The sequence below is a fragment of the Phytohabitans sp. LJ34 genome (assembly GCF_052068095.1).
Lineage (GTDB): Bacteria > Actinomycetota > Actinomycetes > Mycobacteriales > Micromonosporaceae > Phytohabitans.
Genome location: NZ_JBQHDG010000029.1, coordinates 15916 through 31447 on the forward strand (window position 1 = coordinate 15916; position 15532 = coordinate 31447).

The following is a 15532-nucleotide window of genomic DNA, read 5'->3' on the forward strand; positions in this document are numbered from 1 at the left end:
CGACGTGGACACGGCGAGCGAGGGAGTCGACGCGGGTTCTGTGAGCGCTCCCACACAAATGTTTCAAGAAGTGTTACGGTCGGACGCACACTTGTCAATCGATAGGCCTCGACGTGCAGCATGGTTCTGAAGCCAGAGCCCGCACGGGTTAGGAGAAGGTATGGGGGTCAGGAACCCCGCTCGCACAGCCGTGGCGGTGACCGCACTCGCGGCGCTGGTGAGCGCGGGGATGCTTGCGGCGCCCACCCCGGCGCACGCCGTCTTCGGCACCGCTGACATCAAGCCCATCGAAAGCAACATCGCCGCCAAGTTCTGGGCCTCGGCGACGGCCAGCAGCGGCGCGTCCACCGCTCGCCTGGCCACCGACGGCGACCCGGCGACGTCGTGGTATGCGGACAGCCCCGGCGCCCACCAGCGGCTGACGGTCGACCTTGGCGGCGCCTACGACAACCTGCGCAAGGTCAGGGTGGTCTTCCCGGACCGTGGCGCGGTGTACCGGTACGTCGTCGATGCCTCGTCCGACGCTCGCCGGTGGCAGACGATCGCCGACCATTCCCGCAACCGAACCGTCTCGCGGGGGGCGGTGCACCTGTTCACCCGGCCGGATACGCGCTTCGTGCGGCTCACGATCACCGGCGCGTCCCGGCACGCCAAGGTCGGCGTCAGCGAGCTCCAGGTCTTCAACTATCTACGCAGCGACCTCACCCTCGGTGCCGACCTGTCCTGGGTGGACGACTTCCAGACCCGGCAGTACTGGGTCGACCCCTTGGCCGCCAACCGGGGGGCCGGGCCCCACCTGCTCGACGTGGCCAAGGATCGAGGCATGGAGTACGCCCGGCTGCGGATCTTCAACGAGCCAAGAGACGAGACCACCGGCCAACTAACGCCGATCCCACGCCAGGGCCCGGAGCGGTCCCTGGAGTCAGCCCAATGGATCAAGGAACGAGACATGGGCCTCGGCATCGACTTCCACTACGCGGACTCCTGGGCGGACCCGAGCAAGCAACCCAAACCCCGCGCCTGGGCCGAACTGGAATTCGACGAGCTCACCGAGGCTGTGTACGACTTCACCGCCGACTACCTGCGCCGGCTGATCCGGCAGGGCACCAGACCGGAGAAGGTCGCCGTCGGTAACGAGATCATCAACGGCTTCATGTACGGCAGCGAGGCGGCCCTCATCGGCACCACCAACCCGCCGTACTTCACCAACGAGGCCGACATCTACCAGTCCGAGCCCGGCGGTGGCCTGCTGTGGCGGTACTGGGGATCGACCGACCCGGCCGAACAGCAGCTGTACGACCAAGCGTGGGACCGGTTCACCACCCTGGCCGCATCCGGGATCGAGGCCGTCCGTGACGCGTCCCCGAAATCCAAGGTCGAAATCCACGTGATCGTCGACAGGAACCGGCTCCCCAAGACCATGGAGTTCTGGCACCAGTTCCTCACCCGGGTCAAGGCAAAGGGCCAAAACCCCGACGTGCTGGCCATCTCCTACTACCCGGAGTGGCACGGCACACCCGAGGCGCTGGACCTCAACCTGCACACGATGGCGACCACCTACCCCGACTACGAGATCGACGTCGCCGAGACCTCCTACCCCGCCTCCGGCGGGGACGGCTCACCGCTGCCCAACTCGCCCTTCCCGCGCACCATCCAAGGCCAGGCGGACGCGATCCAGCGGGTCTTCCAGGCCGCCAACGACGTGGTCAACAACCAGGGCAGCGCAGTGCTGGTCTGGGAACCGGCGGGATGGCAGACGATGTTCCGGGCCGTGCCCGAGCTGCCCAATACCTGGGAGCCACACGCGTCCATCAACGTGTTCAACGCCAGCCGGGCCAAGCACATCCGGGAAGACACCGTCTACACCGCCACCAGGATCGGCGAGGTTCCGGCGCTGCCCACCGCAATCCGCGTACTCACCACCGCGCGGGATACCGTCACCACCGTCCCCGTCCGATGGCAGGCGCTGCCGGCCGGCGCGACCGACGCACCAGGTGAGGTGCTCGTCACCGGTATGACCAGGTTCGGTGCCGTAACGGCGGTCATCGACGTCGTCGAGCGTCCCGGGGCGCTTTCCTGACACCCGACTCTGTAACGGACTGTAAACGATCGGGCCGCCGCGTCACTGGGCGCGGCGGCCCACTCTGCTGGCCGGGGAGATTTCCCGGGTCCGCGTCAGCGGCGGGCCGAGCCGTGGCGAACCCCGGCGGCCATGTGCGCGACCGTGTGTGCCTGGATGTCGGGCCAGGGCCCGTCCGCGACACGGGCAACCACCGCGCGGATGTGGTCCTGCGCCGGTTCGAGCAGCCCGTCGTAGATCGCGACGAACACTGCCCGGGCACGTCTGCGTGGCCAGTCAGGCGGCATGAGGGCAACCGGCAGCATCGGGTCGAGCACCGGAAAGCGTCGGTAGACATCCATCACCTCGGTGCGGGTCCGGACCGCTGCCGCACCGGTCACCTCGCCGGCAGCTATCCGCGGGAGCAGCGGGCTCCACCGATCGATGAACGTGTCGTACTCTTTCGCGATGCCCGGCAGGTCCCAGGCCTCAACCGGACTGCGGTCAGCCTCCGCTCGCAGCTCCAGATGCTGCGCGCGAAACACCGTCAAAGAGCCGCGCGCCGCAGCCGCCAATTCCGCTCGCCCTGCCGGCGGCAACGGATCCGGCGAGATCCATACCCCGTCGTACAACGGGGCGTAACCGTTCCAACGCAAGTGATCCCGTAGTGCACGCCGTCGCGTGCTCTCCTGCTCCGGCATGGAGAAGACCACGACCGTCCACGAACCGTCCCAGGATTCGGCGTCCGCGCCGACAGCGCCGATGGCGGTGCCGCCTTTCGCTAGATCGCTGGCGGCGTCCTCGGTCAGGCGGTACGAGCTGTGACGCCCCTGCCGGCTGCCCTCCAGGATCCCCCGACGGGCCAGCCTGCTGATGGCCGTGCGGGCGGCGCCACTGGTAACCCCGAACTCACCCAGCAACGCCACGATCGCCGCCGAAGGCAACCAGGCCCGGGTACGCACGGTGTAGTCAGCGATGAGCGTAACCGCCACGCCCTGGGCCGAGCTGCCCGACTGTCGGCGCCGCCGCCGCGGCGATCCAGCGGCGACCTCGGGAAAGACCTCCTCGATATCAAACGGGCGTACCACTGCGCGCTCCCGATGCCGGTGGGTTGCAACGTTGCACCGACTGTAACGGGTGCTGCGGTCCATGCTGGGTGCCGGCACCGGGGGCGCGCCATTAACGATCGATCAGTTCGGACCGAGGACTCCACAGGCTTCGTCCAGCAACATGTCGAAGCTCAGGCCGCCGTGGCCTTTCAACCGGTGGTGTCGAGGTAGTCGAGGTTGGGCAGTCCGGCTGACGTGGTCGGCTCCAGCCGGATGGTGTTGCTGCCGGCGCCAAGCGAGACGGTTGCGGTCTTGGTGACCCATGCCGTCCACGCGCCTGTGGTTTCGAACGAGACCGTCCCGACCGTGGTCCCGTTGACGATGACGTTCGCCGGTCGCGCGGCACCGCCGCTGGCGCCGTTGGCGAACCGGATTCCCAGCGTCGCCGTGCCGGCCGCGGACGCGTTCACCGTGAACTGGGCGTAGGCGCCGACCGCGGCGTTGCCGTTGCAGAAGCCGCTGCCGGAATAGCCGGCTTGATTGGCATCGATCGTGCCTTGGCACACCGCCGGCGGGGTCTCCGCCTCGTACCGCGTCGACGGTGGCGGTGTGTCACCGGATTCGAAGGCGCCAAGGTCCGGTGCCGCCCCGGTGTACCGCATGCCGACGTTGGTGCCCTTGTCGATGAGAGTGCTGTTCGCCGCGAGGCGGAGGTGGGGCAGCACGGGCAGGCTGCCGTCGGCCTGGCGGGGCGCGTCCCAGCCGGACGTCGACACACTCTGGAACTGGGCATCCGACAGGGTGATGCCCAGATCCCAGGAGTTGTAGGCGGAGCTGGTACCGCTCATGTTCGAGGTGAGCGTGCCGGTGTAGGCGACGTTGTTGCGCAGGTTGCCCCGGCCGACCGCGCCGCCGCTCGAGTTGATGCCGAGCATGTTGAAGTCGGGGTGGTTTCCGTAGCTGGTGTTGTTGAAGTAGTCGTTGGCCACCGGGTGGTGGTTGGAATAGAAGCCGGCCGCCTTGTTGAGGAACGCCACCGAGAAGCGGACGGTGTGCTTGACCGCGCCGGCGTCGTACTCGGCGCCGAAGCCTCCGACCTTGAACCCGGCGCCGTTGCCCGACGGCGTCGACGTCCCCGGCACGTACCCGTTGCGCCAGGCCCACGAGTGCTCGATCGTTACGGGCGAGTAGGTGGAGATGAGGTCGTAGCCGTCGTCGGCGTTCCACCAGGCGCGCGATCCGCGGAACACGTTCGCCGGACGGCCTGCCGGTGTGTAGTGCGAGCCGAACCCGTCGGCGTTTTCGCCGGGTCCGTCGCTGCTGCGCGGGTCGTAGTTGTCGTGTGAATCCGTGTTGAGGACGAGGTTGCCGCCTCCACCGTTGACGAACAGGCCGGTTCCCATGTGGTGGTGGGTGTTGATCTGCTCGAAGATGTTGTTGCTGCCCGAGATCCAGAGCCCCCAGGACTCGGCGTTCAGGTTGTTGTTCTGCGGCACGCCGGTGACTTCCAGCCCTTTGAGGTGGATCCAACTGCCGGTGACGTTGAAGCCCTTGATCCGGCAGTTGTCCGTCATGCGTGAGAAGTTGAAGATCGGCTTCTCGCCCGGGTACGCCCAGTAGCGGATCGGGTTGCCGGAGCTGCCGCTCTTGTTCAGGCTGATCGCGTCCACTCTGGCTGTCTGGCTCGCGCAGGCGCTGTTGGCGCGGGTGTACGCGTAGGTGCCGCCCCGGAAATAAACCGTGTCGCCCGCTTGGGCGGCGGTCTGCGCACGGGCGATGGACGCCCACGGGGCAGCCTGCGAGCCTGCCGCGCTGTCACTGCCGTTCGGGGCTACGTAATAGGTCTGCACGGCCGCGGCCGTGCTGACCGTCGCCGAGACCGCGACGACCGCGAAAGGCCCTATCGTGAGTGCCGCGATCAGTGCACCTGCGCGTCTCATCATCCACTCCAGACGGTCAGACGTTGAGGAACAGGTCCAGGTAGTCGAGGTTCGGCAGGCCGTTGGCAGTGGTCGGATTCAGCCGGATCGTGTTGCTGCCCGCCTGCACCGGCACCATTACGGTCTTCGTGGTCCAGCCGGTCCAGGACCCCGTACTGTCGAACGACACGCCCTGCGCCATCGACCCGTTCACGACCAGGTCCGCCGGCCGCGCTCCGGTCGTGCCGTTGGCGAACCGGATCCCTAACGTGGCCGTACCCGCACTTGACGCTTCGATCGTGAACTGAGCGAACGCCCCCGTCGTGTTGTCACCGTTACAGAACCCGGTGCCCGAGTAACCCGACCAGTTCGAGTCGATGGAGCCCGTACACACTGCCGGGGCACTCTCCGCCTCGTGCCGAGGTGTCGTCGGACCGTCGGAGCCCCAGCCGTGCTTGAGGCGATCGGCGCCGGTGGAGTTGCGGATGCTCACGCTCAGGTTGGTGCCGCTGCCGTGGAGCGCGAACATGGAGTACCAGTCGTAGTTCTGGCCGGCGGTGATCTTGCCGCCGAGCGCGGGCCAGTAGACCGCACCCATGCGGAGTTCCCGCAGGGAGTCGGTGTCCGCGCGGAGGTACCGGACGAAGTTGTCGGTGCTGTTCGCGTTGTTGTAGTTGAGGCCGGTATCCATCGGCGCACCGAACTCGGTCAGGATCGCACGCGAGGCGCAGTTGCCCAGCCGCTCCCGGAAGCTCTGGACCCATCCGGCGTAGTCCTTCGTCCCATAGAAGAACGCGTAGTGGTGGTACGACAGCAGCGTGCCGTTGAGGCGGCTGTCGGCGCAGACCGGCCTGATGTCCTGGCTGTAGCCGGTGCCGCCGACGAGGATCCGGCTTTTCGGGATCGACGGGCGAGCGTTGATCCACGAGACGGCGAGGTTGGTCCACTCGGAGGCGCTGTAGCCGTGGGGTTCGTTCATCGGCTCGAAATAGACCAGGCTGTTGGGGCCATACTGGGTAGTCACGGTGTTCCACATCGAGTTGAAGGCGGCCGTGTTGGTGATCCTGCCGGCGGACGCCGCTCCGTCCTCCCAGTACGCGAGGATGACTTTGAATCCTTTGGCGGTCGCGGCGTCGATGGTCCCCCGATAGGCGTTCCACCACGACGAACTGACGGTGTGGGTGTTGACCGGCAACCGGACGGTGTTGACGCCGAGTTGGCTCGCGAACCCGCTGTAGACGGCGTCCGCCTTGGCCCGGACGGTCGCGTAGCTGTCCGATTGGCTCAGCCCGTCGAGGACGAGGGGGACCTTCTTGAAGTTGTCGCCCGGCACGGCCCAGTTCACGCCCCGGAACTGGCTGGTGTCCGCGCTTGCCGGTGAGGCGCTGGCAACGACGACGGCGGCCGGCAACACGGCCAGTGCGCTCAGAACGCTAGCCAGAACGCGGCGGCGGGAACGGGGGCGAGCCGGTGAGGGACTGTCGGTACGGCTGGGTGGCATGACGTTGCCCTATCTCATGGATGTTGTGCTGATGAGTGGCGACAGGCGCCGGCCTATCGAACGTCGATGTAGTCGACGTTCGGCAATCCGGCCGCCGTGGTGGGAACGAGCCGGACCGTGTTGCTGCCGGCGTTCACCGCGGCGGTCAGGGTCTTGGTGGACCATGCCGTCCAGGTGCCGGTGCTCTCGAAGGACACCGTCGCCACCGTGGATCCATTGACGACCAGGTTCGCCGGACGCGCGCCGCCGGCGCCGTTGGCGAACCGGACTGCGAGCGTGGCCGTGCCCGCCGCTGCCGCGTTGACCGTGAGTTCGGAGTAGGCGCCGAGCGCGTTGGTGCCATTGCAGAACCCGCTGCCGGAGTAGCCGGTGTGGTTGGAATCGATCGTGCCCTGGCACACCGCCGGCGAGTTTTCCGCCTCGTACCGCTGCCCCGCAGGCGGGATGCCCAGGTTGGCTTCCCATCTGGTGTTGGAGCCGGCCGCGTCGGACGGGAGGCGGTCCCGGGCGGCGGTGTCGCCGTACATGCTCCAGCGCGCCCAGTCCACGACCGTGGCCGGGAACCGGCTGTCACTCCAGAAACTGGTGTGGCTGCCACCCACGAAGGTCAGGAACGCCTTGGGCGCGGGCATCTCCGAGTACGCCTGCCGGGCCGAGGAGTACTGCGTGAGGTCGTCCCGGTCGCCGTGGACGAACAGCACCTTGGCCGCAACCGAGCTGGCCGGGTTGCCCATGTCTGTGCACGACTGCGGGTTGGCCGAAACGATCCGGCTGTCCGGCCAGGAGGTCAGCAGCCCGTGCGTGGTCATACCACCCAGGGAGTGACCCGACACGCCCACACCGATGCTGGTGTTGATGTGCCCGGCCAGCGGTCCGCTGCTGTTGAGGGCCAGGGTCCGGGTGATGATTTCCGAGACGTCTCTGGAGGTGTTGCCGTTGTTGACATCGCCGAAGTTGTGCTGGAAGTGCGGGGCCGGCACGACGAACCCCGCCGCCGCCAGTGCCCGGATGATGAACAGCGAGTTCTGCGGGCTGCTGTCGTAGCCATGGGTGAAGTTGTAGACAGGGAAGACTCCGGCCGCGACGGGGGCGTCGGTGACGGGGTTGCCGCCGGGGGTGCCGGTGGCCGGGTAGTAGACATACGTGGTACACGGGCGGCTGCCCCGCGTCCAGTTGTACCGGCGTACGCCCACCCTGAACGGCGTGGTCGGCGCGGGATCCAAGGCGGCAGCCGAGGCGTTCGCCTGCCAGTTACCCAGCACGGCCGCACCTCCCACGGCCACCGCACCCGCAGCGCCCGCCTTGAGAAACGTCCGTCGTCGCATCGACACAATGACTCCTTCGTGGGGTTTATAGGTAGTTCGGCAGGCCTGCCGCTTCGGGCCGCCGGCGCAGCGGATCGGGCCCGCCAACGTCCGGCTGGCGACGGCCTCGCGCCACCCGTGCTCCGATACTGTGAGCGCTCACATTCATATGTGTCAACGAATGTTACCGCCGGACATCGAATTGTCAACTGATCCACGTCAGCCATGGCCGCCGGGCAGCCGTCACGGCCGTCACCCGGTTTGACGGCGCGACGCGCGAGACCGCCGCAGGCCGCGTGGTCGCACACCAAGGCTCAGCGCAGCACCCAGTCATCCATTCGGTCGATGTCTATCGATTGACAGTTAGCTGTTCGGCCGGAACACTGTCTGATACGGCGCGGGCCTGGGAGCGCTCACAGGGACCTGACCGAGCGGCCACACCCCCTGGCGCGCACTGGACCGTCATCTCGACGTTCTCCGGCGGCCATGCCGCCACCCAGGCGTAAGGAACCCGCAATGATCGGATCTCGAACGCGTGCAACCCGAAGAGCCCTGACCGCGTCCATCCTCGTGGCGGGGCTTGCTATCCCGGTCACCGTCGCAACGGCAAGCAGCGCCCAGACGGCCGCGGCGGCGGTCAGCGCAGCCGCGGGGCCGACGGTGACGCGGGTGGCGGACACCGAGCTCGACCCGCGGGCGCTGTACTTCGTGTCGTACGACGGCCTCGTGAACAACGCCTCCTACCAGCAGGACGGCATCCTCACCTTCGGCGGCTACCAGTACGCGGCGTGGTACACAGCCAGCCGCCGAGTCGTGATCGCGCGCCGGCAGCTCCCGAGCGGGGCGTGGCAAACACTTCAACTGCCCCACTCGTTGACGACCAACGACTCGCACAACTCCATCTCGCTTGGGGTGTCGCCGTCGGACGGCCGGTTGCACGTGGCGATGGACACCCACGACAGCCGGGTCTTCTACGTCAAGTCCGAGGCCGGCCTCCTGACCGACGCCGGCTCCCGCAGCTGGGTGGCCACCACGTTCGGACCAGTACAGCGCACGCTCGACGGCCTGGAGCTAGGCTCCATCACCTACCCCCAGTTCGCCATCACCCCGGAACGCCGGCTGCAACTCAGCTACCGCACCGGCAGCTCGGGCAACGGCACAAACGAACTGGTCGAGTACGACGGCTCCACCTGGCGCCGCCTTGGCCGGTGGTCGTCGGCCACGGGCAACTGGAGCCAGCACGGCGCGACCAGTACGCGCCGCAACATGTACCTGCACGGCCTCACGTACGGGCCGAACGGCCGGCTCCACGCCGCCTTCACCTGGCGGGAGCAGAACGCCGCGGTCATGTGCAACCGCGGTGGACTCAGCAACCACGACACAGGCTATGTCTACAGCGACGACCGTGGCCGAACCTGGCGCAACAACGCCGGCCAACAGGTCGGCACCACCAACGGCACCCTCGTTTCGGTCACCTCCCCCGGGCACGTCGTCGACGCGCTGAACGCCGACCACGCACTGATCAACCAGGAGAGCCAGACCGTCGACTCCACCGGTCAGCCGCACGTGGTCATCAGCTACGTGCCCGGCCGATTCACCCAGTGCGTCAACAACTTCACCAGCCAGCGGCGCTCGAGCGCGCGCGCGTTCCACCTCGTCCGCAACGCGCAGGGCACCTGGCGCAAGATCGAGATTCCGGTGGCGTTGAACGCCTTTGGCCGCTCCCAGATCGTCCTCGACAGCGCCGACAACGCCTACGTGGTCCTGCCCTACGGACGCATCGTCACCGCCAGCAAAGCCAGCGGCTGGACCGATTGGACGCTCCGATTCGACGGGTCCGGCCTGAACGCCTTCGGCGAGGTCGTCGTCGACCGCTCCCGGATGGCCACCGACGGGGTGCTGTCCATCCTGTACCAGCGGCGGTCGAGCGGCACCACACCCTCGTCAATTCGAGTCGTCGACTTCAGGCTCGACTGATGTCGACAGAATCTGTAACTCCTCGGCCCGGGCGCTCAGGACCCGCGCGGGTCACAAGGCAACGACGGATCGATGGACGGCAAACGATGAAAACTTCTCCCCTCCCGGCCCGTAACCGCCGCCAACGCCGACACCCGGCCGCGCTGGCGCTGATCGGCGTGGCGGTCGTCGCCGGCGCGACGGTGCTGCTCGCGCCGCACGGGGCAAACGCGGCGACGATCGACACGTCGGCACACTACGAGATCGTGTCGCGGCACAGCGGCAAGCTGATCAATATTGCGGGCCAGTCCACCGCGGACGGCGCCGCGGTCCAGCAGTGGACCCGCACCCAGCAGACCAACCAGCAGTTCCAGTTCGTCGACGCGGGCGGCGGCTACTACAAGATCCGGGCCCGGCACAGCGGCAAATTGGTAGACGTGGCGAGCGCGTCCACTGCGAACGGTGCGAACGTCGTGCAGTGGGCCGACCACGGCGGGATCAACCAGCATTTCCGGGTCGTCGACACCGACAGCGGCTACGTCAAGCTGATCAACCGCAACAGCGGCAAGGCGCTGGACGTGTGGGAGCGGTCCACCGCCGACGGCGCCCGGATCTCCCAGTACACCGACAACGGTGGGACCAACCAGCAGTGGCAGCTCGTCCGCGTCGGCACCGACCCCAGTCCGAGCGTGACTCCAACCTCGAGCCCGGGGCCCGGCCAGAAGTACGCCGGCTATCTGTTCACCCACTTCACCGGCGAGGGCACCTCCACCGGTGAGCAGGTCTACTTCGCACTCAGTCAGGGCAACGACCCGACCCGGTGGCGCCAACTCAACGGTGGACGACCCGTGCTGACCTCGAGCATCGGGACCCGCGGGGTGCGGGATCCGTTCATCATCCGCTCACCGCAGGGCGACAAGTTCTACCAGATCGCCACCGACCTCCGGATCTACGGCAACGGCAACTGGGACGCCGCGCAGCGCACCGGCAGCAAGTCCATCGTGGTCTGGGAATCCACCGACCTGGTCAACTGGAGCACTCCACGGCTCCAGCGGATCTCCCCCGACACGGCCGGCAACACCTGGGCGCCCGAGGCGTACTACGACGAGGGCCTCGGCCAGTACGTCGTCTTCTGGGCCTCGAAGCTTTACTCCGCCAGCGACCCGAACCACACCGGCACCACCTACAACCGGATGATGTACGCCACGACGAGCGACTTCCGGACCTTCAGCACGGCCCAGGTGTGGGTGGACAAGGGCTATTCGACCATCGATTCGACGCTCACCAAACACAACGGCACGTACTACCGGCTCACCAAAGACGAGCGGAGCAGCTCCCAGTCGGCGTGCGGCAAGTTCATCCTCGAAGAGAAGTCCACCACCATCCTCAACCGCGGCTACTCCTTCGTCGCCGAATGCATCGGCCGAGGCACGATCAGCCAGGGCGAGGGGCCAACGGTGTTCAAATCGAACACCGAGGAGCGGTGGTACATGTTCATCGACGAGTACGGCGGCCGCGGATACATCCCCTTCACCACCACCGACCTGAACTCCGGACAGTGGACCGCGATCTCTAGCTACACGATGCCCGGCCGCCCACGACACGGCACGGTGCTGCCTATCACCCAGGCGGAGTACGACCGGCTGCTCCAACGGTGGGGCTGACTCGCTCGGGTGGCATGCCGTTCGCCACTCCCGTCACGCAGGGGCGGGAGCGGCGACGGCACCATCCAACGCGTCGCGCGGACCAGCACAGGCGTCGGCGGCAGCACTCCCACCGTGCCGGTCAACCGGTTGCAGTCGTGCAACTTCACCAACCGGTACGTACGGCACGTCGACTATGACGTCTGTTGGTCCTCCGGGGCGCTGTCACTCAGATGTACTGGTCGAGGATCGGCCGCAACCGCTGCGCGATCTTCGCGTGGCCGGCGTCGGTCGGGTGGACGTTGTCGCTCGTGTCCGTGGCCGGGTTGACCCAGCCAGCGGTGTCGACGAAGTGGACCCTTGTGTCGCCGGCGGCGTTGCGGGCCGCTACGGCGTTGCGGGTCTCGGTCACGTATCGGTTGCGGAAGACGCCCATCGCGAAGATCTCGGCGTTTGGATACGCTTGGCGGACCCGCGCCAGCATGGTGATGTAGCCCTGCTGAAACTGCGTGGTCGACACGCCATGGCCGACGTCGTTGGTGCCAAGGTTGATCACGACCGCGGTCGCCTGGTAGGTCGAGAAGTTCCAGTCGTCGTAGGTCGCCGAGTTCGACGAGCGGCGAAACCAGTCCATCATTCCGTAGCAGTCCCGGCTGACCAGGCAGGCGCCGCCCTGGGCGACCTGGGTGTGAGCGGCGCCGAGCGCCTCGGCCGCGAGCCACGGGTACGCGGTGAAGGGACGGTTGGCGTTGGGCTGACCCACCGTGATCGAGTCGCCGATGAACTCGACGAGGCTCGTCGGCCGTCCTATGGAGGTGGTCTGCGCTCCGTTGGCGAGGATGAGGCCGCCGAAAACCGGGTCGCCCGTGTACGAGCCGGCGCGCTCGCGGTAGCCGATGCGGATGGTGTGCGAGCTGCCGGTCAGTCCACTAGCGAGGGTGATGTTGCCGGACACGTTGCGGCGCCACTGTATCGGCGCCTGATCGATGGAGTAGTACAGGTCGATGGTGTTTCGCTGGCGTACGCCGATGGAGCTTCCGGTGAAGCGGGCCTCGAGGTAGCCGCCGGCCCAGCCCATGGCGTAGTACGCCGGATCCGATGTTTTCCAGCGGCCGTAGTACTGGATGTTCGGGTCGTTCGGCCTGCCGTTACCGCCGACGGGGTCACCGGTCACCTCGAAGTCGAGGTAGTCGGTATTCGGCAGGCCGCCCGCGGTGGTCGGGCTGAGCCGGACCGTGTTGCTGCCGGAGTTTACCGACAGCGTCAGCGTCGCGGTCACCCATGTCGTCCACGCGCCTGTGCCCTCGAAGGACACCCCCGTGACGCGCGAGCCGTTCACCACGACGTCCGCAGGCCGGGCGGTCGTGGTGCCGTTGGCGAAACGGATGCCGAGCGTTGCCGTCCCGGCCGCCGGCGCGTTCACCGTGAACTGGGCCGCCGCGCCTACCGCGTTGTCACCGTTGCAGAACCCGGTCCCGGAATAGCCGGTGTGGTTGGAGTCGATCGTGCCGGTACAGGTCGCCGGCGCCACCTCGGCCTCGTAGCGGGTCGGCGCCGCCACCGCGGCGTTGCCTTCCAGCACCATGACCGCCGTGGCGAGCAGGGTGCACGCGATGAGCGAGGACTTGAGTCTCATGGCTTCTCCTGATGTAAGACCGGTCCGTCACAGGCGCGCGCTGGCGCGGCCTGGTCAAAATTCGACGTCGCCCCGGGCGGCCCGGCGCGTCGTACCACGCCGGGCCGCCACGGGTGGTCAGCGCAGGTAGCTGACCAAGGAGAGGTTGCGTTCGCGGATGCCTTCGACGACCAGGTCGGCCATCCTGCCGGCGCCATACTCGGAAAAGTGGGTGTTGTCCGTGACGCCGTCGACCGACTGGCGCAGGAAGAGCTGGGCGGAGTTGGTGGGGCCCATGGACTCGACCAGGGCTTCGCTCTTGGCGGTCAAGTCGATCACCGGCACGCCCAGCGAGGAGCCGAGGCTACGCATCTCGGCCGGCAGGTTTACGCCGACACCGTTGATGTGCCGGGCGGTGGCGTCGAGTTGGTTGCCGTCGAACCGCCGTCGCACCGGTGGGGTGACCAGGACGGGTGTGCCGCCCCTGGCGCGCACCTGGTTGATCATCGTGGTGAGGTTGCCGCGGAAGGTCGAGGCGGTCGTGGACTTGTCGTTGTGGCCGAACTGGATCAGCACCAGGTCGTTGCTTCTGATCAACGGTCGCATCGCGGGGAACAGTGCCGAGTTGTTCAGGAAGCTGCCCGAGCTTTCGCCCGAGTCGGAGTAGTTGGCGACGACCGCGCCGGCCGCAACGTGCAAGGGCAGGATCTGCCCCCACCCGGTCCATGGAGCGAGCATTTGATCGCAGACCGTGGAGTCCCCGGCCAGGTACACCACCAGCGGATTACTCGCCGGCTGCACAGTGAGCCCGGACAGTCTCGGCGCGGGTCCTGCGAACGTCACGCTCAGCCCCGGGGTGCCGGTGCCACCTTGCCCGGTGGGTTGGCCTTCTGGCTGTCGCACGTTGATGGTGAAGACGTACTGCGTGATGGTGCCCGCGGCGGTGGTGACCGCCGGCAGGATCCGCCGGCGGGCCTCCACGGACATCGACGTGTTGCCGGCCGAGGCGCGGTCACCGATCCATGCGGTCACCGTGTAGTTGCCCGGGGAGACAGCGAAGTGGCAGGTGATCGGCGAACTCCCGGTGCACTGGGCGGGCCGACCCGGCGGCGGCGACGCCGTCATGGTGGGTGAGGCGGTCGCGGAGGGCGACGGCGAAACGCCGACCTCGACGTCGAGATAGTCGATGTTGGCCAGCCCGGTGGCGGTGGTGGGGCTGAGCCGGATGGTATTGCTGCCCGCGTTCAGCGATGCGGTCAGGGTCGCCGTGGCCCACGTCGTCCACCCGCCGGTGCCGTTGAACGCGGCGCCCGACTGTGCGGCGGCGCCATTGACGAGCACGTCGGCGGGGCGGTTGGCGGTGGCGCCGTTGGCGTACCGGACGGCGATCGTCGCCGTGCCGGCGGCGGACGCGGTCACGGTGAACTGGGCCGCCGCTCCCGCCGTGTTGTCGCCGTTGCAGAAGCCGCTACCGGAGTAGCCGGTGTGGTTTGACTCGATGACACCGTCGCATGTGGCCGGCGAGCTTTCGACCTCGTAGCGGGTCACCGCCGCGGAAGCCACCGCGGCGGTGAGCACCGCGGCACCCGTCACCGCCACCGCCGCGCAGGCGGAGAGCAGCCCAACGCGCTGTCTGCGTGAAAGCATGATGATCTCCAGATCGGATGATGACGAGACCCGCTACGGGGCTTGTGCAGTTGAGTGTTCGGTGGCGGGCGGGCCCCCGGCCGTGCAGCCGGATGGGGAACGACAGTGAGCGCTCACAGAAGCACTCGCCCGCTTGGGACCCGATGCTGATTACGTCGGCTTGTTCAGGTGGGTAGTCGAGGCCAATAGCTATCTGTGAGCGCTCCCATCGCTAGCCTGCATCAGCTAGTGTCGCGATCGAGCACATAACTGTCAATCGATGCGCCTCGACTTGTTGGCGCAGCTGGCTTTGGCTCGCCAGCCGCGCACCGTGATGGTCAGCGGGGTACCGCCAGGCCGTCGCTCCAGCCGCTGGTGCTGGACAGCACGCCTCGTCCGGGCACCTGGGTCGCGCCGTCCTGGGGCAGTTACGGTCCGGCTCGGCGCGGCGATGGACGACTTCATCACCGGCGTCACCGCCACGATCGACGCGGTCGCCGGCCGCAAGCACAGCCGCAAGCGGGCCGGCACGGCGACGTACCCGCCGTCGCCGCCGCGGCCATCCTCGACCCTTCCACCGGGCGGCTCAGCGCGTACCTGACCAACCGCTCAGCCGAACCGGCCACCGTGACGATCCGGTCCCGAGGCGCCAGCCGCACCGCGTGGTCCGGGCGGCTCCTCGTCGCCGACGAAAGAGTCCGCGCGACCGCCTTCACCTACGGCTTCACGCCGCTGGCCACCACCGCCGGCGCCGAGCCGGACACCGTCACCGTCTCGATGCCCCCCGAGTCCTGGGCCGCGCTGACCACGACGACGTGAGCAGACCCCATGCACAGGCGGATCCGGGTTCACCGTTTTGT

At 67.7% G+C, this 15532-nt stretch carries 11 protein-coding genes; 5 read left to right on the forward strand and 6 right to left on the reverse strand.

From position 1 onward, the window contains the following. Positions 1-160: 160 nt before the first annotated feature. A complete protein-coding gene (locus ACTMTJ_RS38745) occupies positions 161-2080 on the forward strand; it encodes a glycosyl hydrolase 53 family protein (RefSeq protein WP_441223728.1) in 1920 nt (639 codons plus the stop codon). 95 nt (positions 2081-2175) lie between these two features. On the opposite strand, the gene ACTMTJ_RS38750 is transcribed toward ACTMTJ_RS38745, so the two are convergent. The 4 genes from ACTMTJ_RS38750 to ACTMTJ_RS38765 form a co-directional block, all read right to left on the reverse strand. Further along, positions 2176-3210, reverse strand: a complete 1035-nt coding sequence (locus tag ACTMTJ_RS38750) for a PaaX family transcriptional regulator (protein ID WP_441223729.1) — start codon at positions 3208-3210, stop codon at positions 2176-2178. A gap of 107 nt (positions 3211-3317) precedes the next feature. Next, on the reverse strand, positions 3318-5048 hold the full coding sequence (locus tag ACTMTJ_RS38755) for a right-handed parallel beta-helix repeat-containing protein (protein WP_441223730.1): 1731 nt from the start codon (positions 5046-5048) through the stop codon (positions 3318-3320). A 16-nt stretch (positions 5049-5064) separates the two neighbouring features. Next, positions 5065-6441, reverse strand: a complete 1377-nt coding sequence (locus ACTMTJ_RS38760; RefSeq protein ID WP_441223731.1) for a cellulase family glycosylhydrolase — start codon at positions 6439-6441, stop codon at positions 5065-5067. A gap of 140 nt (positions 6442-6581) precedes the next feature. Then, positions 6582-7853 carry a carbohydrate-binding protein gene (locus ACTMTJ_RS38765; protein WP_441223732.1) on the reverse strand — a complete coding sequence of 424 codons (1272 nt, stop codon included), beginning with the start codon at positions 7851-7853 and terminating at the stop codon, positions 6582-6584. Positions 7854-8501: 648 nt separating this feature from the next. Here ACTMTJ_RS38765 and ACTMTJ_RS38770 point away from each other — a divergent pair. Together ACTMTJ_RS38770 and ACTMTJ_RS38775 are read left to right on the forward strand one after the other, a co-directional pair. After that, positions 8502-9809 carry a BNR repeat-containing protein gene (locus ACTMTJ_RS38770; RefSeq protein WP_441223733.1) on the forward strand — a complete coding sequence of 436 codons (1308 nt, stop codon included), beginning with the start codon at positions 8502-8504 and terminating at the stop codon, positions 9807-9809. 86 nt (positions 9810-9895) lie between these two features. Next, positions 9896-11452 (forward strand): RICIN domain-containing protein, encoded by a 1557-nt coding sequence (locus tag ACTMTJ_RS38775; protein ID WP_441223734.1) that lies wholly within the window; start codon positions 9896-9898, stop codon positions 11450-11452. Positions 11453-11660: 208 nt separating this feature from the next. Here the strand turns inward: ACTMTJ_RS38775 and ACTMTJ_RS38780 are convergent, their stop codons facing one another. Then, positions 11661-13067, reverse strand: coding sequence for a GDSL-type esterase/lipase family protein (locus ACTMTJ_RS38780; protein ID WP_441223735.1), 1407 nt, complete (start codon positions 13065-13067; stop codon positions 11661-11663). A gap of 117 nt (positions 13068-13184) precedes the next feature. Further along, positions 13185-14693, reverse strand: a complete 1509-nt coding sequence (locus ACTMTJ_RS38785; RefSeq protein WP_441223736.1) for a GDSL-type esterase/lipase family protein — start codon at positions 14691-14693, stop codon at positions 13185-13187. A 430-nt stretch (positions 14694-15123) separates the two neighbouring features. Between ACTMTJ_RS38785 and ACTMTJ_RS38790 the strand changes: the two genes are divergently transcribed. Together ACTMTJ_RS38790 and ACTMTJ_RS38795 are read left to right on the forward strand one after the other, a co-directional pair. After that, entirely contained in the window at positions 15124-15273 is a 150-nt protein-coding gene (locus ACTMTJ_RS38790) for a hypothetical protein (RefSeq protein ID WP_441223737.1), read from the forward strand. A 26-nt stretch (positions 15274-15299) separates the two neighbouring features. After that, positions 15300-15491 carry a hypothetical protein gene (locus ACTMTJ_RS38795; protein ID WP_441223738.1) on the forward strand — a complete coding sequence of 64 codons (192 nt, stop codon included), beginning with the start codon at positions 15300-15302 and terminating at the stop codon, positions 15489-15491. The last annotated feature ends 41 nt before the right edge of the window (positions 15492-15532 follow it).